This is a genomic window from Castellaniella denitrificans (assembly GCF_027214045.1).
In the GTDB taxonomy this organism is placed as follows: domain Bacteria; phylum Pseudomonadota; class Gammaproteobacteria; order Burkholderiales; family Burkholderiaceae_B; genus Castellaniella; species Castellaniella denitrificans_A.
The window spans coordinates 96,595-115,837 of sequence record NZ_JAPWHE010000007.1; the positions used below are offsets into that span (position 1 = coordinate 96,595).

The following is a 19,243-nucleotide window of genomic DNA, read 5'->3' on the forward strand; positions in this document are numbered from 1 at the left end:
GTCGAGGATGGGTCGAAGACAGTCCCTAGGATAACCCCAACGCGCGCCGAGCCCAATGCGGCGGGGCCGAAAGCCTTTTATGATGCTGTCTGGTCAATCAAAGGAGCAGGCGTGGCGGAACTCACTCCGGGGCTGATGCTGGTCCACGGCAATCGCGCGGAACAACTGCGCGAGGTGCTGGTCGCGTGGCTGCGCCATTCGCCGCTCGACCCCCTGGAAAACGAGTGCCTGCTGGTGCACAGCAATGGCATCGCGCAGTGGCTGCGGCTGGCCCTGGCCGAGCGCGACCAGGGTTGCGGCATCGCGGCCGCGCTGGATTTCCTGCTGCCTTCGCGTTTCATGTGGCAGGCCTATCGCGCCGTGCTGGGCGCCGGTGCGGTGCCCGAGCAGTCTCCCCTGGACAAGGACCCGCTGGCCTGGCGCCTGATGCGGCTGCTGCCGTTGCTGGCCGGCCGGCCCGGCTTCGAGCCGGTGGCGCGCTTTCTGGCGGACGACGCCGGTGTGCGCAAGCGCCACCAGCTGGCCCACCGGCTGGCGGACCTGTTCGACCAGTACCAGGTCTATCGGGCCGACTGGCTGGACGCCTGGAGCCGGGATGAAATCGTCCTGCCCGACGCGCTTGGCCGGGACCAGCCCCTGCCCGAGACCGAGGCCTGGCAGGCCCGCCTGTGGCGCGCCCTGCTGCACGACCTGGGCGCGGCCGGCGGCGAGCCGGTCGGCCGCGCAGCCGTCCACGCGGCCTTCATGGCGCGCGTCCGGGCACCGGGCGACGCCCCGCGCCCTGCCGGGCTGCCGCGCCGCCTGCTGGTCTTCGGCATTTCCGCCATGCCGCGACAGACCCTGGAGGCCCTGTCCGGGTTGTCCCGCTGGGTCCAGATCCTGGTGTGCGTGAACAATCCCTGCGCCCATTACTGGGCAGACATCCTGGGCGACCGCGACCTGCTGCGGGCGCGATTCCGACGTCAGGCGCGCCGACCCGGCATGCCGGAAGTCCTGGACGAGCACGCGCTGCACCAGCAGACCCATCCGCTGCTGGCCTCCTGGGGCCGCCAGGGGCGCGACTTTATCGGCCTGCTCGACGACATCGATGACCCGGCGCACCGGGCCCGCTGCGGTCTGGCCTTCGAGGCCCTGCACCAGCGGATCGACGCCTTCGAGGCCTTGCCTGGGCGCACACTGCTGGAGCAACTGCAGGACGACATCCGCGATCTGCGGCCCCTGGCCGAGACGCGCGAACGCTGGCCGGCGGTGGACCCGGCGCGCGACGATTCGCTGCGCTTCCACATCGCCCATGGCGCCCAGCGCGAGGTCGAGATCCTGCACGACCAGTTGCTGGCGGCCTTCGCCGCCGATCCCGGGCTGCAGCCTCGCGACGTGATCGTGATGGTGCCCGACATCGAGGCCTACGCGCCTCACGTCCAGGCGGTCTTCGGCCAGTACGGTCCCGGGGACCGGCGCCACGTGCCCTATGCGCTGGCGGATCGCGGGCAACGTCGCGCCGACCCGCTGGTCATCGTTCTGGAGCAGTTGCTGTCCCTGCCGCGCCTGCGGCTGGGCGTCCAGGAAGTCCTGGAATGGCTCGACGTGCCGGCGCTGCGTGCCCGCTTCGGCATCGAGGCTGCGGATCTGCCGCTGCTGCAGGCCTGGGCGCGGGACGCCGAGGTGCGCTGGGGGCTGCACGCCGAGCATCGCGCCGCCTTCGGCCTGGAGCAGGCGCCGGCGGCGGCCCATGGGCACACCTGGCGCTTCGGTCTGGAACGCATGTTGCTGGGCTACGCGGCCGGCCCCGACGCGCCCGCCTGGGACGGTATCGAGCCTTATGGCGAAACCGGCGGCCTGCAGGCCCAGGCGCTGGGCGCGCTGGCCCGGCTGCTCGACACGCTGGACCGCCACTGGCGGCTGCTGAGCCAGGACGCCGCGCCCGCGCAGTGGGTCGCGTCCTTGCGCACGCTGCTTGACGATTGTTTCCTGCCGGTGTCTGACGCCGACGAGCACACGCTGGCGCGTTTCCAGGAAATCCTGCAGGATTGGTCGCAACTGTGCGAGGCCGCCGGGGTGGGCGAACCCCTGCCGGTGTCCATCGTCGCCGAGCATTGCCTCGGACGGCTGGACCAGGCCGGCCTGTCGCAGCGGTTCTTTGCGGGCGCGGTGACCTTCGCCACGCTCATGCCCATGCGCGCCATTCCGTTCCGGCGCGTGTGCCTGCTGGGCATGCAGGACGGCGCCTTTCCACGCCAGCGGGTGCCGGTCGACTTCGATCTGATGGCGCTGCATCCACGCCCCGGCGACCGCTCCCGGCGCGAGGACGACCGCTACCTGTTCCTGGAAGCCCTGCTGTCCGCGCGCGACCAGTTGTACCTGTCGTGGGTCGGCCACAGCATTCACGACAACACGCCGCAGCCGCCTTCCGTGCTGGTGTCCCAGCTCATGGATCACCTGGACCGGGGCTGGCGATCCGCGGATGGCGCCGGAACCCTGTCGCGCGGCCTGAGCCTGCATCACCCGCTGCAGCCGTTCAGCCGGCGCTATTTCCCTGAACGGGCGCAGACGGGCCCCGGCGCGCTGTTCACCTATGCCGCCGAATGGCGCGGCGCCCGCGAACCGGCGTCTGTCGCTGCGTCCGCGGCGGCGCCCTTGTCCGCGTCGGCGCCGTTGCCGCCGCCGCGACGGGATGCCGCCGTTCGGCTGGAGGATCTGCGCCGGTTTCTGAAGCACCCGGTGCGCGCCTTCTTCCAGCAGCGCCTGCAGGTGTTCTTCGAGGCGCCCGATCCCGATCTCGACGAAGGAGAACCCTATGTCCGGGACGGGCTGGGGCAGTGGCATCTGCGCGCCGAACTGATCGAGGCCCTGCGGCGGTCGCCCGATCCCGCCGATGCCGGGCCGGCGATCCAGGCGTGCCTGGATCGGATGCGCCGGCGCGGCGCCCTGGTCGCCGGCGGGCTGGGCGAGGCCGCGGCGCGGGCCTTGCATGACAGTGTGCGGGAAGCGGTCGACCCCTATCGCCAGGCCTGCGAGGCCTGGCCCCTGGCAGCCGATGCGCCCCTGCGCATGGGAAGCGCCGTTCCGGACACCAGCCTGGTGTTCGAGGATACGCTTGCCGGCTGGCGCGGGGACGGGCGGGGCGGGTGGGGCCGGATCGTGCTGCTTGCCAGCCATCTGGTGCGCGACAGACATTACCGCATCGCGCCCATGATGCCGGCCTGGCTGGATCATCTGGCGGCGCACGCGCACGGCCGGTCTCTGACGACAGTGCTGGTCAGCCCCCAGGGCTGCGTGCGCTTCGGCCCGCTGGAACCGGACCATGCCGCCGCGCAATGGCAGGCCCTGTGGGCGGCCTGGCGGGCGGGCATGCGCGCGGCGCCGCCCGTGGAGATCGACACGGCGGGCGCCTGGCTGCGGGCGGGTGCGGGTACGGACCCCGGGGGCAAGGCCTGGCGGGCGGCCGAGGACATGTACCGCAAACGGGTGGACGACGACCTGTATCTGCGGCGCTGCTATCCCGATTTCCACAGCTTGTGCGCGGATGACGGCTTCTTCCGTTGGGCCGAGACCCTGTACGGCGCGGCGTCGCGGGCGATCCTGCCGTACCCGGCCGCCGACGAGGCCGAAGCATGAACCCGGTGTCGATGATTCCCCAGGTCGATCCGCTGCGCTTCCCTCTGCGCGGCAGCCACCTGATCGAAGCCAGCGCCGGGACGGGCAAGACCTGGACGATCGCCGCGCTGTACGTTCGGCTGGTGCTGGGACATGGCGGGCAGCGGCCTTGCCTGCCTACCGAGATCCTCGTGCTCACCTTTACCGAGGCCGCCGCCCAGGAACTGCGGGACCGGATCCGTGGCCGTCTGGCCGAGGCCGCCGTCTGGTTCGCCCAGGACGCGGACGACGGCCCCGGCCCCGATCCGTTCCTTGCGTCCCTGCGCCGGGACTGGCCACGGGAGCAATGGGCGGCGTGCGCCCGGACGCTGGACCTGGCGGCACAGTCCATGGACGAGGCCGCCATTTCCACCATCCATGCCTGGTGCGCCCGGGTCCTGCAGGAACACGCCTTCGACAGCGGCAGCCTGTTCGAGCAGCGGCTGGAACCGGACCTGGGTGCCGAGATCCGGCAGGCGGCCTGGGACTACTGGCGCGCGCACGTGGCGCCGCTGGAACCGGATCTGCTGGATGGCGTGCTGGCCATCTGGCCCGGGCCGGACGCCTTGCTGGGCCTGTCGGCGCTGTTGACCCGTGAATCCCTGCCCGAGGCCGTCGATGAGAGTCTGGCCGCCGTGCTGACGCGTCATCGGACCTTGCGGCGGGAGCGCCTGGCCGTCCTGAAAGCGTCCTGGGTCGAGGGCGCGGACGCGCTGGAGGACTGGCTGGTCCCGTTGGGCAAGGACACGAAGATCCGGCCGGCCGACCTGCGCCGCTGGACGCAGGCGCTGCGGGACTGGGCACGGGATCCCGACCGTGAGGTCCCCGATCTGAAGACCGGCTGGGACCGCCTGACGCCGCAAGGCATCCGGGAGAAGTGGCAAGGCGTCGGCCCCGCACCGTCGCACCCCGCCAGCGACGCGCTGGCGGGTCTGCGCGCCGATCTGGACGCGCTGCCCGCCGTGCGCGCGGTCCTGCTGCGCCATGCCCTGGCCTGGATGGCCAGGCGCTTGCGCCAGGCCCTGTCCAGCGCCGCGCTGCTGGGCTTCGACGGCTTGCTGGCGAACCTGGACACCGCCCTGGAGGGCGCCTCGGGTGCCCGGCTTGCCCAGACCCTGCGGCGACAGTTTCCCGTCGTGCTGATCGACGAGTTCCAGGATACCGACCCGGTGCAGTACCGGATTTTCGACCGGGTCTACCGGGTGGCCGACGACGACCCCGACACCGCGCTGGTCTTCATCGGCGATCCCAAACAGTCCATCTACGGCTTCCGGGGGGCCGATGTGCACACCTACCTGCGGGCGAACCGGGCTTGCGCGGGGCGGGTGCGGACTCTGGGACGCAACTACCGTTCCTCGGAAGCCATGGTCGAGGCGGTCAACCGGTGCTTCACCCAGGGAGGCGCCCGGGCCTTTCCCACCGGGGTGCCGGAGGTGGGCATTCCGTTCCATCCCGTCGAGGCCCGGGGGCGTGCCGAGCGCTGGGAGGTTCTAGGCTCCCCGGCACCGGCCATGAGCGCCTGCTGGATCGAACCGGCGACGGAAGGCAAGCCGCTGTCATCGGCCCAGTACGAACAGGAGGCCGCCGAGCGATGCGCGCTGCGGGTGGCTTCAATCCTGGCGCGTGGCCGGCGCGGCGAGGCGGGCATGCGCGACGCGGACCGCTGGACGCCGGTGCGGCCCGTCGATATCGCCATCCTGGTCAACACCCACGCCGAGGCGCGCGCCGTGCGCCAGGCGCTGGCCCGGGCCGGGGTGCGCAGCGTGTATCTGTCGGAACGTGACTCCGTCTATGAATCGCCGCAGACGGCGGAAATCGCGCTGTGGCTGGATGCCTGCGCGCATCCCGAGGATGAACGCGCCGTGCGGGCGGCTCTGGCTGCGCCGGCGCTGGGCCTGGACTGGCGTGCGCTGGACCGGCTGGTGGAGGACGAGCGCGCCTGGGACGCGGAAGTCGAGCGCTTCCAGGCTTACCATCAGCTCTGGCGGCGGCGCGGCGTGCTTCCCATGTTGCGCCGGCTGCTGCACGATTTCGATGTGCCGGCCAGGCTGCTGGCCGATGGCTACGAGGGCGAGCGGCGCTTGACCGATTTTCTGCACCTGGCCGAACTGCTGCAACAGGCCGCCGCCCACCTGGACGGTGAGCAGGCCGTGCTGCGGTACTTGCGCCGCCAGTCCCAGGCGCCGCAGGGCGAGGATGGCCGCCGCCTGCGTCTGGAAAGCGACGAAGGCCTGGTGCGGGTCGTGACCGTGCACAAATCCAAGGGCCTGGAGTATCCCCTGGTCTTCCTGCCTTTCGTCTGCAGGGCGCGTCCTGTCGAAGCGGGGCGGGGGCCTTACCTGCTGCCCGGGGAAACGGAGCGGGAATGGATCATGGAGGCCGACGCCGGTCAGTTGTTGCGCCTGGACGGCGAGCGCCTGGGCGAGGACGTGCGCAAGCTTTACGTGGCGCTGACGAGGGCGCGCCATGCCGTCTGGATGGCGCTGGGGCCGCTCAAGGCGGGTGGCGGCAGCGGCATCGGCCATCTGCTGGGCGAGGATCTGCGCGCTGGCTGGGACGGCCTGGCGATGGCCCATCCCGGCTTGATGGCCTGGGATGCGGCTCCGGCGGACGACGCCGATCCTGCGCCGCCCGCCGACGTGACGTCCGAGGCGCTGGGAACGGCCCGTCGCCTGAGCGCGCCGGTGGTCGGACAGCACTGGTGGATCTCCAGCTATTCCGCCCTGTGCCTGGCCGACGCCGCCGCGCCCGAGACGGCCGCCGAGGATGTGTTGCGCGAAGGCCGCCAGACCGAACCTGTGCCGACGCGCGGGGCGGCGGATACCGCATCTCCCTTGATCGGTTCGAGCCTGCGGGATTTTCCGCGCGGCAGCGAGGCCGGGACGTTCCTGCACGGCTTGCTGGAATGGGCGGCGCGGCGCGACTTTCGCGATCTGGACGAGGCGCGCGACTTGATCGCCCGGCGCTGCGCCGTGCGCGGCTGGGAAGCGCACATCGATGCGCTGCATGACTGGCTGCTGCGCCTGGCGCGCACCGAGTGGCGGCCGGACTTGCCGGGCGGTCCTGTCCTGCGCCTCGACGGCCTGCAGGCCTGCCTGCCGGAAATGGAGTTCTGGTTGCCGGCGCATCGGGTGGACATCGGGCGTCTGGACGGGCTGTTGCGCCGGGGGACCTTCGGGGGCGGCGCCCGCCCGGCCCTGGCGGCAGGGCGGCTGAACGGCATGTTCAAGGGCTTCATCGACCTGGTCCTGCAGGCCGATGGCCGTTATTACCTGGTCGATTACAAGTCGAATGACCTGGGACCCCGCGAGGCCGATTACGCGCCCGGGGCGCTGGCGGCGGCCATGCTCGCGTCCCGCTACGACGCGCAGATGCTGATGTACGCGCTGGCGCTGCACCGGCAACTGCGTGCCCGCCTGGCGGACTACGATTATGCGCGTCACATGGGCGGCGCGCTGTACCTGTTCCTGCGTGGTCAGGAGGCGCCCGGCCAGGGCCTGGTGGCGCTGCGGCCCGCGCAGGACCTGATCGAGACGTTGGACGCGCTGTTCGACGGAGCGCCCGAGGAGGCGGACGATGACTGAATTTCCAGGCTGGCTGGCGTTCGGACAGCCCGAGGAAGGCCTGCGTGACCTGGATGTGGCTTTCGGCCGCCTGCTGATCCGCCAGGCGCCGCGGGCGCCCGAGTTCGCCTTGCGCCTGGCCGTTCTGTGCAGCGCCCGGCTGGCGCATGGCCATCCCTGTCTGGACCTGAAGATCCTGTGCGAGCCCGGCGGCAGCATACCGGCGGGCGAAGCGGAAGCCGGGGACGGATGGGCGGGACCGCCGGCCTGGGTGGAGGGCGGGCTGGACGGTTGCCTGGCGGCGCTGGCGGCGGCCGATTTCGTGGGCGACGGCGGCGGTCCTGAGCCGCTGGTTCTCCAAGGGCACCGGCTGTACCTGGGGCGCTACTGGCGCGCCGGGCGGCGCATCCGCGAGGACCTCGGCCGGCGTCTCGCGCTGGAACCGCCGGAGGCGCGCGACCCAGCCGCCGTCCGGGTCTGGCTGGACACGGTTTTCGACGAGCCCGCCGCCGAGCCGCCGGACTGGCAGAAGATCGCCTGCGCCACGGCGCTGCTGCACGGCTTCGCCATCATCACGGGGGGGCCGGGGACGGGCAAGACCACCACAGTCGTCCGCCTGCTGGCGGTCCTGCAGGGCCTGGCCAGGGCGCGTGGGCTCGAACGCGGCCTGCGCATCCGTCTGGCGGCGCCGACGGGCAAGGCGGCGGCGCGCCTGAACGAATCCATCGCCGGCGCCCTGGATCGCCTGGCGGCCAAGGCCGATGCCGATTTGCGCGCCGCGCTGGAACGCGTGCCGGCCGAAGTCCTGACCCTGCATCGCCTCCTGGGCAGCCGGCCAGACACCCGCCGCTTGAAGTTCCACGCCGACAATCCACTGGACCTGGACGTGCTGGTGGTGGACGAGGCTTCGATGATGGATATCGAAATGATGGACGCCGTGCTGGCCGCGCTGCCCGCCCATGCGCGCCTGGTGCTGCTGGGAGACAAGGACCAGCTGGCTTCGGTGGAGGCGGGCGCGGTGCTGGGCGAACTGTGCGGGCGGGCCGAGGACGGTCATTACACGCCGGCTCAGTGCGATCGCCTGCTTGAGTGCAGCGGCGAGACGGTGCCCGTGGCATACCGGGATCCGGCCGGTGCCGCGCTGGATCAGGCCGTGGTCATGTTGCGTCGCAGCCACCGCTTCCAGGCCGACAGCGGCATCGGCCGGTTCGCCGCCGCCGTGAACCGGGGCGACGTCCCGGCCGTGGCCGGATTGTTGCGCGATCCTCCGGACGGCCTGAGCCTGGTGCGTACCGGGCCGTCCGCCGCGTCCAGCGAAGCCTGGCTGCGCGACAGCGGCGCCCTGGGCGAGGCGGGCTACCCCGCGCTGTTCCGCGCCGTGCGGGACGGCCGGCCCGAACGGGCGGCGCCACCTCCGGCCTGGGACTGCTGGGCCCGCGTCGTCCTGGCGAGCCAGGCCCGCTTCCAGGTGCTGTGCGCCTTGCGCGATGGCCCCTGGGGCGCGCGCGGGCTGAATCGCCGCATCGAATCCCATCTGCGGGCGGCGGGCTGGATCGCGGCCTCGGAAGAGGCCTGGTATCCCGGCCGGCCGGTACTGGTGCTGCGCAACCATGCCGCTCTGGGTCTGGCCAACGGCGACATCGGTGTGGCCTTGCCCGTGCCGGACCCGGAACAGGAGGACGCCTGGATGGTCCGGGTGGCCTTCGCCGGCGCCACCCGGGACGCCGTGCGCTGGGTGTCGCCCGCGCGCCTGCCGGAAGTCGAGACCGTCTATGCGCTGACCGTGCACAAATCCCAGGGCTCGGAGTTCGATCGTGTCGCGCTGGTGTTGCCTGACCGGAGATCCCCCCTGTTGACGCGGGAGTTGCTCTACACCGGCGCGACCCGCGCGCGCCGTGCCCTGGCCCTGGTGCTGCCGGGAGAGGATGCCCTGTTGAACGACGCCGTGCGCCGCGGAACCCGGCGCGCGGGCGGGATATGGACTCTCTGAGCCGGCGTCCGGGCCGGCTCATTGACCTTGAACAGGATCCCGCGCCGAAAGCGCTCATGCCGACGCGGCTCCCCGCTAAAATGAAAAGTGGCGGACGCTGGCGGCATGGCCGGCCCGGAACACCCCTGATTGACGGATGGAGACCCGCATGACCTCGATATATGACCAGGACCTGTCCCGGAACCCGGCCAACTTCGCGCCGCTCACGCCTTTGCTTTACCTGGAACGGGCTGCGGAAGTCTATCCCGACCGGCTGGCGGTCGTGCATGGATTGGGCGACGCCGTCATCCGCCATACCTGGGCCGATCTGTACCGGCGTTGCCGCCGCCTGGCGGGCGCCCTGGCCGCGCACGGCATCGGCAGGGGGGACACGGTGGCCGTGATGCTGCCCAATGTGCCCGCCATGGTCGAGGCGCATTTCGGCATTCCCATGAGCGGAGCCGTCCTCAACACCCTGAACACCCGGCTGGATCCGGCCACCATCGCCTTCATGCTCGACCACGGCGAGGCGCGCGCCATCCTCGTCGACCGGGAATTTTCCCGCGTCGTGGGCCAGGCGCTGGCGCTGCGCACGCGCGCCGAGCCCATCCTGGTGGTGGACGTGGACGATCCCCTGTACGACGGCCCGGGCGAGACCGTCGGCACGCTGGACTACGAGGCGCTGCTGGCTTCGGGGGATCCGGCGTTCGCCTGGCGGATGCCGGACGACGAATGGGATGCGATCTCCCTGAACTACACCAGCGGCACCACCGGCAACCCCAAGGGCGTGGTCTATCACCACCGGGGGGCGGCGATCAACGCCGTGTCGAACATCCTCGAATGGGACATGCCCAAGCACGCGGTCTACCTGTGGACGCTGCCCATGTTCCACTGCAACGGCTGGTGCTTCCCCTGGACCGTGGCGGCGCGCGCCGGGGTGAACGTCTGCCTGCGGCGGGTCGATGCGGCGGCCATGGTCGCGCTGATGCGCGAGCACGGCGTCACCCATTATTGCGGTGCGCCCATCGTCCAGAGCATGCTGGTCAACGCGCCGCAGGCCTTGCGCGACACGATTCCGTCCGGCATCCGGGCCATGGTGGCGGGCGCCGCGCCCCCGGCCTCGATGATCGAAGGCATGGAAGCCCTGGGCATCGACCTGACGCATGTCTACGGCCTGACCGAGGTCTACGGGCCGGCCACGGTGTGCGCCAAGCACGTCGCCTGGGATGATCTCGACATCGGCAAGCGGGCCGAACTCAACGCCCGTCAGGGTGTGCGCTACCACCTGGAGAAAGCCGCGACGGTGCTGGATCCGGAAACTCTGCGGCCGGTGCCGGCCGACGGCGAGACCATGGGCGAGATCATGTTCCAGGGCAACATCTGCATGAAAGGCTACCTGAAGAACCCGCAGGCGACACAGGCGGCTTTCGCGGGCGGCTGGTTTCACAGCGGCGATCTGGCGGTGATCTACCCGGACGGCTACATCAAGATCAAGGACCGGAGCAAGGACATCATCATCTCCGGCGGGGAAAACATCTCCTCGATCGAGGTCGAGGATGTCCTCTACCGCCATCCCGCCGTGCTGGCGGCCGCCGTGGTCGCGCGGCCCGACGAACGCTGGGGCGAGACGCCCTGCGCCTTCATCGAGCTCAAGCCCGACGCCCAGGTCGGCGCCGAGGACATCATTGCCCATTGCAAGGCCCACCTGGCCGGCTACAAGGTCCCGCGCCACATCGTGTTCGGCGAATTGCCAAAGACCTCCACCGGCAAGATCCAGAAATTCGAATTGCGCCAGCGGGCGGCGCAGTCCGCCTGAGGCCGGACATGTCCACCGGACACCCTTCCGTCGATGCGCGCGCAGGCCATGGCGCGCCGGCGCGCCTGTCGCCGCATGCGCTGCTCAGTCCGGCGCAGATGGGCGTGGCCGATCGGGCCGCTCCGGCGGCCGGAGTGTCCGGGGCGCGGCTGATGGAGGCGGCGGGCGCGGCCGTGGCCCGGGCGATCCGCGAGCGCTGGGCGCCGACGCCGGCATGGGTGTTGTGCGGGCCGGGCAACAATGGCGGCGATGGTTTTGTCGCCGCGCGTCGGCTGCGGGACGCCGGCTGGCCGGTGCGGGTCTTCCTGTGGGGAGAACGCGGCGCCTTGCGCGGGGACGCGGCCCGGGCGGCCGAGGCCTGGGCCGGGCCGGTCGAAGCCGCCATGCCCGCCTGTCTGGACGGCGCCGGCCTGATCGTCGACGCCCTGCTGGGCGCGGGCCTGAGCCGGGCGCCGGCCGGCGATCTGCGGACGCTGATCGATGCCGTGAACGCAGCCGTCGCGCCGGTGTGCGCCATCGATGTGCCCACGGGCCTGGACGGCGCCAGCGGACGCTGCCCGGGCGCCGCCGTCCGGGCCGACCTGACGGTCACGTTCTGCCGTCGCAAGCCCGGCCATCTGCTGTTGCCGGGACGCGCGCTGTGCGGCGCGCTGATCTGCGCCGACATCGGCATGCCCGACGCCGCGCTGGGCGCGATCGTCCCGGCAGCCCATGCCAACCATCCGGACCTCTGGGCAGCCCTGTTTCCGTGGCCGCGTTCGGACGGCCACAAATACCGCCGGGGCCATGCGCTGGTCGTGGGCGGCGAACGGATGCTGGGCGCCAGCCGCCTGGCCTGCCTGGCGGCGGCGCGCATCGGCGCCGGTCTGGTGACGCTGGCGACGCCGCCGGCCGCCTGGGCGATCCAGGCGGGCGCCCTGACTTCGGTCATGGTCGAGGCGCTGCCGCCGGACGGCGCGCTGGATCAGGCGCTGGCCGACCCGCGCCGCAACGCGCTGCTGATCGGCCCCGGGCTGGGTCGCGCGCCGCAGGCGGGACGGCAGGTTCTCGACCTGCTGACGGCCGGGCGCCCCTGCGTGCTGGACGCCGACGCGCTCAGCGTGTTCGCCGCTCGGCCGGCCGCGCTGCTGGACGCCCTGCACGGGCTGTGCGTGCTGACGCCCCACGAGGGCGAATTCGCCCGCCTCTTCGGTCCCGCGCCGGGCGCCGGGGACGATGCCACGCCAGGGACGGAAGACGACAAACTGCGGCGCGCGCGGGCCGCCGCCCGGCGCGGCGGCGCGGTCGTGGTGCTCAAGGGCGCCGACACCGTGATCGCGGCGCCCGACGGCCGCTGCGTCATCAACGACAATGCGCCGCCGACGCTGGCGACCGCCGGTTCGGGGGATGTGCTGGCGGGCTGCGTCGCCGGCCTGCTGGCGGCCGGCATGCCGGCCTTCGAGGCGGCCTGCGCAGCCGTCTGGCTGCACGGCCTGGCGGCCGACCGGCTGGGCCCGGGGCTGCTGGCCGAGGATCTGCCGGGCGCCTTGCCCGGGGCGCTGGCCGTTCTGGCCGGCATGGATTGAGACTCTACTGGATGCGCATATGGCGGATGTGATCGCGCTGGTCTTCGATTTCGACGACACGCTGGCGCCGGACAGCACCTCGGGCTTCCTCCAGGAAATCGGCGCGGACGTGCCGGCCTTCTGGCACGACCGGGTCGATCCCCTGCTGGATCACGAGGACTGGGATCCGGTTCCGGCCTATCTGTACCAGATGCTGGCCTTGTCCCGTTCGGGGCGCCACGGTCCCATCACCCGCGACCGCCTGCGCGACTGGGGGCGGCGGTTGCCGCTGCATGACGGCGTGCCGACCCTGTTCGAACGCCTGAGGACGCGGTTGCGCCATGCCCACCCGACCGTGCAACTGGAGTTCTACCTGATTTCCAGCGGCATCGGCGATGTGCTGCGCGAGACGTCCATCGCGAGCTGGTTTTCCGACATCTGGGCCTCTGAATTCCACTATGGCGCCGATGGCGCCATCGAATTCCCTCGTCGCGTGGTCAGCTTCACCGACAAGACCCGCTATCTGTTCCACATCCAGAAGGGCATCATCGGTCCCGAAGCACGCAACAAGCCCTTCGAGGTCAACCGCAAGGTCGATGCCGACAGGCTGCGCGTGCCCTTCGAGCAGATGATCTTCGTCGGCGACGGCTATACCGACATTCCCTGTTTTTCCCTGATCCGGCGCTCGGGCGGGGTCGCGTTCGGCGTCTGGGATCCGCGCCACAAGGAAAAACGCAGCCGCGCCTGGGGCTTCATCGAGGACGGGCGCGTGTCCAACCTGAACCAGGCGCGCTTCGGCGAGGACGCCGAGCTTTACCAGTGGCTGGAGGCCGCCGTGGAAAGCCTGGCCTCCAAGATCGTGCTGCGTGCGCGGATGTACCGTGGCTGATTCCCGTCCGGTTCGACTGGCGGCGGCCCCGTCCGCCGACGCGGCGGCCGATCTCCTGGACGACGAAGGCGCCATGGCGCTGGCGCTCGACCTGGCCCGCCAGGCCGCGTCCCTGGGCGAAGTGCCCGTGGGCGCCGTGGTGCTGGATGCCGCCGGCCATCTGCTGGCGACCGGGCACAACCGCACGATCCTGGACCGCGACCCGACCGCGCACGCCGAGGTCGTGGCCCTGCGCGCCGCCGCCCGCAGCCTGGACAACTATCGTCTGACCGGCGCGCGCCTGTATGTCACGCTGGAACCCTGCGCCATGTGCCTGGGCGCCATGTTCCATGCGCGCCTGGCCGAAATCGTCTATGGCGCGCCCGACCCCAAGACCGGCGCTTGCGGCGGCGTGGTCGATCTGTCCGTCCAGCCGCGCCTGAACCATCACGCCCGCGTCCGGGGCGGGGTGCGGACGCAGGCCTGCGGCGATCTGCTGCGCGATTTCTTTCGCGCCCGGCGCGAAGCCGCCCGCGCGGCGCGGGGCCGGGCGGCACCCGCAACCGTTTCCGGCGGCCGTCCGGCCGCACCCCTCTTTTTCCAGGATGATCCTTCCATGCCCAAGCAGAAATCCGATTCCGCCGCGCCGTCCCGTCCGGCTCCCGGCGGCGAACACACGCACCTGGTCTGCGATGACCCGGAGTGCGGCGTGCATCACGTGCACGAACAGCCCTCGGGGATCTATCTGATCTCTCCTTCCGGGGCCGTGGCCGATCCCGCCGCGCTGGACTTGGCCATGGAACGGCTGCGCGCCATGGGCTTTCGCGTCGCCGCCGACCGCACGGCCCTGGCCGTGCACGAACGCTTCGCCGGCACCGACAAGCAGCGCCTGGCGGCGATCCAGCGGGCGCTCAAGCAGAAGCACCCGGTCGTCATGGCGACCCGGGGCGGCTACGGCCTGAGCCGCCTGCTGCCGCAGATCGACTGGCGGGCGGTGGCCGACAGCGGCAAGACCTTCCTTGGCCAGAGCGATTTCACCGCCTTCAACCTGGCGCTGCTGGCGCGCACCGGCGCGGTCAGCCTGGCCGGCCCCACCGCGATCTTCGATTTCGGCGGCAAGAAAGTGGATGACCTGACCCAGGCCCTGTTCCAGGAAACCCTGTCCGGCGAGCTGGAAATCCTCAGTTTCGAGTCCCCCGGCGCCGATCCGGTGGACGCGCGCGGCATCCTGTGGGGCGGCAATCTGGCGATGGTGGCCTCGCTGGTCGGCACACCCTATCTGCCCGACGTGAAGGGCGGCATCCTGTTCCTCGAAGACGTGTCCGAACATCCGTTCCGCATCGAGCGCATGCTGACCCAGCTGTGGCATGCGGGCGTGCTGGAAAAGCAGCACGCCATCGTGCTGGGCCAGTTCACCGATTACCGCCTGGCGCCGCATGACAATGGCTACGACCTGGATTCCGTGGTGCGCTGGCTGCGTCAGACGGTGCGCGTGCCGGTCGTCACGGGACTGCCCTATGGCCATGTCAAGGTCAAGGCCACCCTGCCGGTGGGTGCGCGCGTGGGCATCGCCACCGAGGACGGCATGGCGCACCTGGTGTTGCGGGAACACCCGCACTGATTGGCTGCCGGCCTGACCGATCACGGGGCGGGCGGGGCTGAAAGTCGGCCCACCTGCTAAAATAGCAGGTTGTTTTGACTTCATTTTTTCCCGCCACCACCGTGATCTCCACCAACAACCTCACCATCCAGTTCGGCTCCAAGCCCCTGTTCGAGAATGTCAGCGTCAAATTCGGCGACGGCAACCGCTACGGGCTCATCGGCGCCAACGGCTCGGGCAAGTCCACCCTGATGAAGATCATCGGCGGCGACCTGGAGCCGACTTCGGGCAACGTCGCGCTGGAACCCGGCCTGCGGCTGGGCAAGCTGCGTCAGGACCAGTTCGCCTTCGAGGATGTGCGGGTGCTGGACGTGGTGATGATGGGCCACGCCGAGATGTGGCAGGTCATGGCGGACCGGGACGCCATCTATGCCAACCCGGAGGCGACCGAGGACGACTACATGCGCGCCGCCGAACTGGAAGGCAAGTTCGCGGAATACGACGGCTACACGGCCGAGGCCCGCGCCGGCGAACTGCTGCTGGGCCTGGAAATCCCCGTCGAACAGCACCAGCTACCGATGCGCGAGATCGCCCCGGGCTGGAAGCTGCGCGTGCTGCTGGCCCAGGCGCTGTTCTCCAACCCCGATGTGCTGCTGCTCGACGAACCCACCAACAACCTGGACATCAACACCATCCGCTGGCTGGAGACCGTGCTCAACGGCTACGACAGCACGATGATCATCATCAGCCACGATCGCCATTTCCTGAACGAAGTCTGCACCCACATGGCCGATCTGGATTATGGCGAACTGCGCGTGTATCCGGGGAACTACGACGACTACATGCTGGCCTCCACCCAGGCGCGCGAGCGCCAGGTGGCCGCCAATGCGCGCGCCAAGGAACGCGTCAGCGAACTGCAGGACTTCGTGCGCCGTTTCGCCGCCAACAAGTCCAAGTCGCGCCAGGCCACATCCCGCCTGAAACAGATCGACCGCATCAAGGCCGATACCGTCCAGGTCAAGCCGTCCTCGCGCCAGAATCCCTATATCCGCTTCGAGGTCAACAAGGTCCTCCACCGCCAGGCCGCGCACATCGAGGATCTGTCCAAATCCTACGACCGCCCCATCATCAAGGGGCTGTCCACCATGATCGAGGCCGGCCAGAAGGTCGCCATCATCGGTGCCAACGGCGTGGGCAAGACGACCCTGCTGCGCTTGCTGGCCGGCAATCTGCCGCCCGACGAGGGGACAGTGCGCTGGTCGGAAAACGCCGACATCGGCTACATGGCCCAGGACGTGTCCGATCAGTTCGACTCCGATCGCGACCTGTTCGACTGGATGACCGACTACCGCCAGCCGGGCGACGAGGATCAGTCGATCCGCTCGGTGCTGGGCCGGCTGTTGTTCTCGGGCGACGAAATCACCAAGGCCGTGCGCGTGCTGTCCGGCGGGGAAAAGAACCGCATGAGTTTCGGCCGCCTGATGCTGGGTCGTCACAACGTCATGCTGATGGACGAGCCCACCAACCACCTGGACATGGAATCCATCGAGTCGCTGCAATATGCGCTGGAGCAATACCGGGGCACGCTGGTGTTCGTTTCGCACGACCGCCAGTTCGTGTCGGGCGTGGCGACGCGGGTGATCGAAATCCTGCCCGACGGCCGTTTGAACGACTACCCTGGCACCTACGAGGAATACCTCGCGTCCCAGGGCATCGAGGCCTGAGCCATGGCGGGGCGCGGGGGGCGGGCGGACGCATGCCGCACACCCTGACCGCCCCGGTCCGGCACGAGGCCGACGTCCGCAAGAGCCGTTTCCTGGCCCTGGCGGCCCCCATCGAATCGCCCGAGGCCGCCCAGCTTTTCCTGGACGCGTCCCGCGATCCCCAGGCGACGCACAACTGCTGGGCCTGGCGTTTCGGGGCGCAGTACCGCTTTCATGACGACGGCGAGCCCGGCGGCACGGCGGGGCGGCCGATCCTCCAGGCCATCGAGTCCCAAGGCTATGACCGCGTGGCGGTGATGGTGGTCCGCTGGTTCGGCGGGATCAAGCTGGGCACGGGCGGCCTGGCGCGCGCCTACGGCGGCACGGCCGCCGAATGCCTGCGTCTGGCGGACCGGACGGAACTGCGCGAGGAATGCCGGGTGCTGTGCGATTGTCCCTATGCGGACATGGACCGGGTGCAGGCGCGCCTGCTGGCGGCGGGCGCGCGCATCGAGCACGCGGCATTCGATGGCCAGGGCGTGAACTGGCGTCTGGTCGTGGCGCGCGCCGATGTGGCCGCGCTGGAGGCCCTGTACACCGATCAGACCCGGGGACAGGGCCGGTTCGAAGTCGAACCCGGCGCTTAGTGCGTCGTCGCGCCGCCTTTTTCCTGGGCCGCGATTTCCGCGTGGACCTGGGCCATGTCCACGGCCTTCACCTGGGTGACGAGCTCTTCCAGCTGAGAGGCGGACAGCGCGCCGGCCTGCTGGAACAGCAGCACGTTCTCGCGGAAGACCATCAGGGTCGGGATGGAGCGGATGCGCAGGGCCGCGGACAGTTCCTGTTGCTCTTCGGTGTTGATCTTGGCGAAAGTGACGTCCGGATGCTTTTCGGCGGCGGCCTCGAAGGTCGGGCCGAACTGGCGGCAGGGGCCGCACCAGGGCGCCCAGAAATCGATGATGAGGGGTTGCTTGGCCTCGGTGGCGGCCTGGAAGGTGTCTTGGGTGAGTTCGATGACGCTCATGGGGTCTCCGGGTCGGGAGGGGGCGGCAGGATGCCGCCCGGATTTCCTGTCATATGGGGACGAGGCGCTGGTTTGCAAGCCGGGCTTGGAGCGTGGCATCCCTCCACCTCGCCGCCTGCAAGCGGCTGGGATTCGATCGTCATCCCTCCACCTCGCCGCTTGCAAGCGGCTCGGATTCGACAGGCGCGGAACAGTCCGCAGGGACTGTTCCACGTCCTGTCTCATCCAGGGAACAGCGCGTACTTGATCACGAACAGCATCGCGACCAGCAGGGTGGCCGGATGGATGTCGCGGAAGCGGCCGGACAGGGCCTTGATCGTCACGTAGCTGATGAAGCCGAAGGCCAGGCCGTTGGCGATGGAGTAGGTCAGCGGCATGGCGATGGCGGCGATGGCTGCGGGGACGGATTCCGTGACGTCGTCCCATTGCACGTCGACCAGTTCGCGCAGCATCAGGCAGGCCACGTACAGCAGGGCAGGGGCCGTGGCATAGGGCGGGACGATGGCGGCCAGCGGAGACAGGAACAGCGCCAGCAGGAACAGCACGGCGATGGTCAGGGCCGTCAGGCCGGTGCGCCCGCCCGCCTGCACGCCCGAGGCGCTTTCGATGTAGGCGGTGGTGCTGCTGGTGCCCAGCATGGAGCCGGCCACGATGGCGCAGCTGTCGGACAGCAGGGCGCTGCCGAGGCGGCCGGGGTTGCCCGGGCGGATCAGGCCGGCGCGGGTGGCCACGCCGATCATTGTGCCGGTGGCGTCGAATACCTCGACCAGCACGAAGACCAGGATCACGTGGAAGAAGCCGGTGTTCAGTGCCCCCAGGATGTCCAGCTGGAAGAAGGTGGGAGCCAGGCTGGGGGGGGCCGAGAAGACGCCCTGGAACTGGGTGTGGCCGGTCACGATCGAGAGGACGGTGATGGCCAGGATCCCGATCAGGATGGCGCCGCGGACTTTCAGGGCGGCCAGGGCCGTGATGATGAAGAAGCCCAGGATGGCGAACAGGGTCGTGGCGTGGGTCAGGTCGCCCAGACCGACCTTGGTGGCCGGGTTGGCGACCACGATGCCCGCCGAACCCAGTGCGATGATGCCCAGGAACAGCCCGATCCCCGCCGCGATGGCCGATCGCAGTGAGGACGGGATGCCCGCCACCAGCCATTCGCGGATGCCGGTCACCGTCAGGATCACGAACACCACGCCGGAGATGAAGACCGCGCCCAGCGCCTGCTGCCAGGAATAGCCCATCTGCGCCACGACCGTGAAGGCGAAGAAGGCGTTCAGGCCCATGCCCGGGGCCATGCCGATGGGCCAGTTGGCCAGAAGGGCCATGATGATCGAGCCCAGGGCGGCGGCCAGGCAGGTGGCGACGAAGACCGAGCCCTTGTCCATGCCGGTGCTGGACAGGATGTCCGGATTGACGAAGACGATGTAGGACATCGTCAGGAAGGTGGTCAGGCCCGCCAGCAATTCCGTGCGGACCGAAGTGTCGTGTTCCTTGAGCTTGAAGAACTGTTCCAGCATGGTGTCTCC

The 19,243-nt window shown here is 70.2% G+C and carries 11 protein-coding genes and 1 pseudogene; 10 read left to right on the forward strand and 2 right to left on the reverse strand.

The annotated features are described in order from the left end of the window. The first annotated feature begins 111 nt into the window (after positions 1-111). The 10 genes and pseudogenes from recC to O4H32_RS10935 all read left to right on the forward strand — a co-directional run bounded on the left by recC (position 112) and on the right by O4H32_RS10935 (position 17,343). A complete protein-coding gene (gene recC / locus O4H32_RS10890; RefSeq protein ID WP_269359096.1) occupies positions 112-3,615 on the forward strand; it encodes an exodeoxyribonuclease V subunit gamma in 3,504 nt (1,167 codons plus the stop codon). Beyond that, entirely contained in the window at positions 3,612-7,217 is a 3,606-nt protein-coding gene (gene recB, locus O4H32_RS10895) for an exodeoxyribonuclease V subunit beta (RefSeq protein WP_269359098.1), read from the forward strand. The genes recC and recB overlap by 4 nt, the downstream gene beginning before the upstream one ends. After that, the gene (gene recD, locus O4H32_RS10900) at positions 7,210-9,186 is read left to right on the forward strand and encodes an exodeoxyribonuclease V subunit alpha (protein WP_269359100.1); all 1,977 of its coding nucleotides are present in this window, start codon (positions 7,210-7,212) and stop codon (positions 9,184-9,186) included. Before recB ends, recD begins: the two co-directional genes overlap by 8 nt. A gap of 148 nt (positions 9,187-9,334) precedes the next feature. Further along, positions 9,335-10,981, forward strand: a complete 1,647-nt coding sequence (locus tag O4H32_RS10905; protein ID WP_269359101.1) for an acyl-CoA synthetase — start codon at positions 9,335-9,337, stop codon at positions 10,979-10,981. A gap of 8 nt (positions 10,982-10,989) precedes the next feature. Next, a complete protein-coding gene (locus O4H32_RS10910) occupies positions 10,990-12,546 on the forward strand; it encodes an NAD(P)H-hydrate dehydratase (protein ID WP_269359103.1) in 1,557 nt (518 codons plus the stop codon). Between the two features lie 19 nt (positions 12,547-12,565). Then, a complete protein-coding gene (locus tag O4H32_RS10915) occupies positions 12,566-13,414 on the forward strand; it encodes an HAD family hydrolase (RefSeq protein WP_269359104.1) in 849 nt (282 codons plus the stop codon). Then, a pseudogene (gene tadA, locus O4H32_RS10920) lies at positions 13,407-13,925 on the forward strand (tRNA adenosine(34) deaminase TadA); the annotation flags it as partial. The gene O4H32_RS10915 and the pseudogene tadA, both read left to right, overlap by 8 nt. 84 nt (positions 13,926-14,009) lie before the next feature. Further along, positions 14,010-15,014, forward strand: a complete 1,005-nt coding sequence (locus tag O4H32_RS10925) for an LD-carboxypeptidase (RefSeq protein WP_269359158.1) — start codon at positions 14,010-14,012, stop codon at positions 15,012-15,014. 101 nt (positions 15,015-15,115) lie between these two features. Continuing rightward, positions 15,116-16,717 carry an ABC-F family ATPase gene (locus tag O4H32_RS10930; RefSeq protein ID WP_269359159.1) on the forward strand — a complete coding sequence of 534 codons (1,602 nt, stop codon included), beginning with the start codon at positions 15,116-15,118 and terminating at the stop codon, positions 16,715-16,717. Positions 16,718-16,749: 32 nt separating this feature from the next. Then, positions 16,750-17,343, forward strand: a complete 594-nt coding sequence (locus O4H32_RS10935; protein ID WP_269359105.1) for an IMPACT family protein — start codon at positions 16,750-16,752, stop codon at positions 17,341-17,343. On the opposite strand, the gene trxA is transcribed toward O4H32_RS10935, so the two are convergent. Further along, the gene (trxA, locus tag O4H32_RS10940; RefSeq protein WP_269359106.1) at positions 17,340-17,720 is read right to left on the reverse strand and encodes a thioredoxin; all 381 of its coding nucleotides are present in this window, start codon (positions 17,718-17,720) and stop codon (positions 17,340-17,342) included. The two genes, O4H32_RS10935 and trxA, sit on opposite strands and share 4 nt — an antisense overlap. A gap of 221 nt (positions 17,721-17,941) precedes the next feature. Then, the gene (locus tag O4H32_RS10945; RefSeq protein WP_269359108.1) at positions 17,942-19,234 is read right to left on the reverse strand and encodes an NCS2 family permease; all 1,293 of its coding nucleotides are present in this window, start codon (positions 19,232-19,234) and stop codon (positions 17,942-17,944) included. Positions 19,235-19,243: the final 9 nt, after the last annotated feature.

What these genes read in the sequence shown, in the direction of transcription:
- recB (WP_269359098.1), top strand. Translation starts at nt 3,612, where the DNA reads ATGAACCCGGTGTCGATGATTCCCCAGGTCGATCCGCTGCGCTTCCCT.
- recD (WP_269359100.1), top strand. Translation starts at nt 7,210, where the DNA reads ATGACTGAATTTCCAGGCTGGCTGGCGTTCGGACAGCCCGAGGAAGGC.
- O4H32_RS10905 (WP_269359101.1), top strand. Translation starts at nt 9,335, where the DNA reads ATGACCTCGATATATGACCAGGACCTGTCCCGGAACCCGGCCAACTTC.
- O4H32_RS10910 (WP_269359103.1), top strand. Translation starts at nt 10,990, where the DNA reads ATGTCCACCGGACACCCTTCCGTCGATGCGCGCGCAGGCCATGGCGCG.
- O4H32_RS10915 (WP_269359104.1), top strand. Translation starts at nt 12,566, where the DNA reads ATGGCGGATGTGATCGCGCTGGTCTTCGATTTCGACGACACGCTGGCG.
- O4H32_RS10925 (WP_269359158.1), top strand. Translation starts at nt 14,010, where the DNA reads ATGCCCAAGCAGAAATCCGATTCCGCCGCGCCGTCCCGTCCGGCTCCC.
- O4H32_RS10935 (WP_269359105.1), top strand. Translation starts at nt 16,750, where the DNA reads ATGCCGCACACCCTGACCGCCCCGGTCCGGCACGAGGCCGACGTCCGC.
- trxA (WP_269359106.1), bottom strand. Translation starts at nt 17,720, where the DNA reads ATGAGCGTCATCGAACTCACCCAAGACACCTTCCAGGCCGCCACCGAG.
- O4H32_RS10945 (WP_269359108.1), bottom strand. Translation starts at nt 19,234, where the DNA reads ATGCTGGAACAGTTCTTCAAGCTCAAGGAACACGACACTTCGGTCCGC.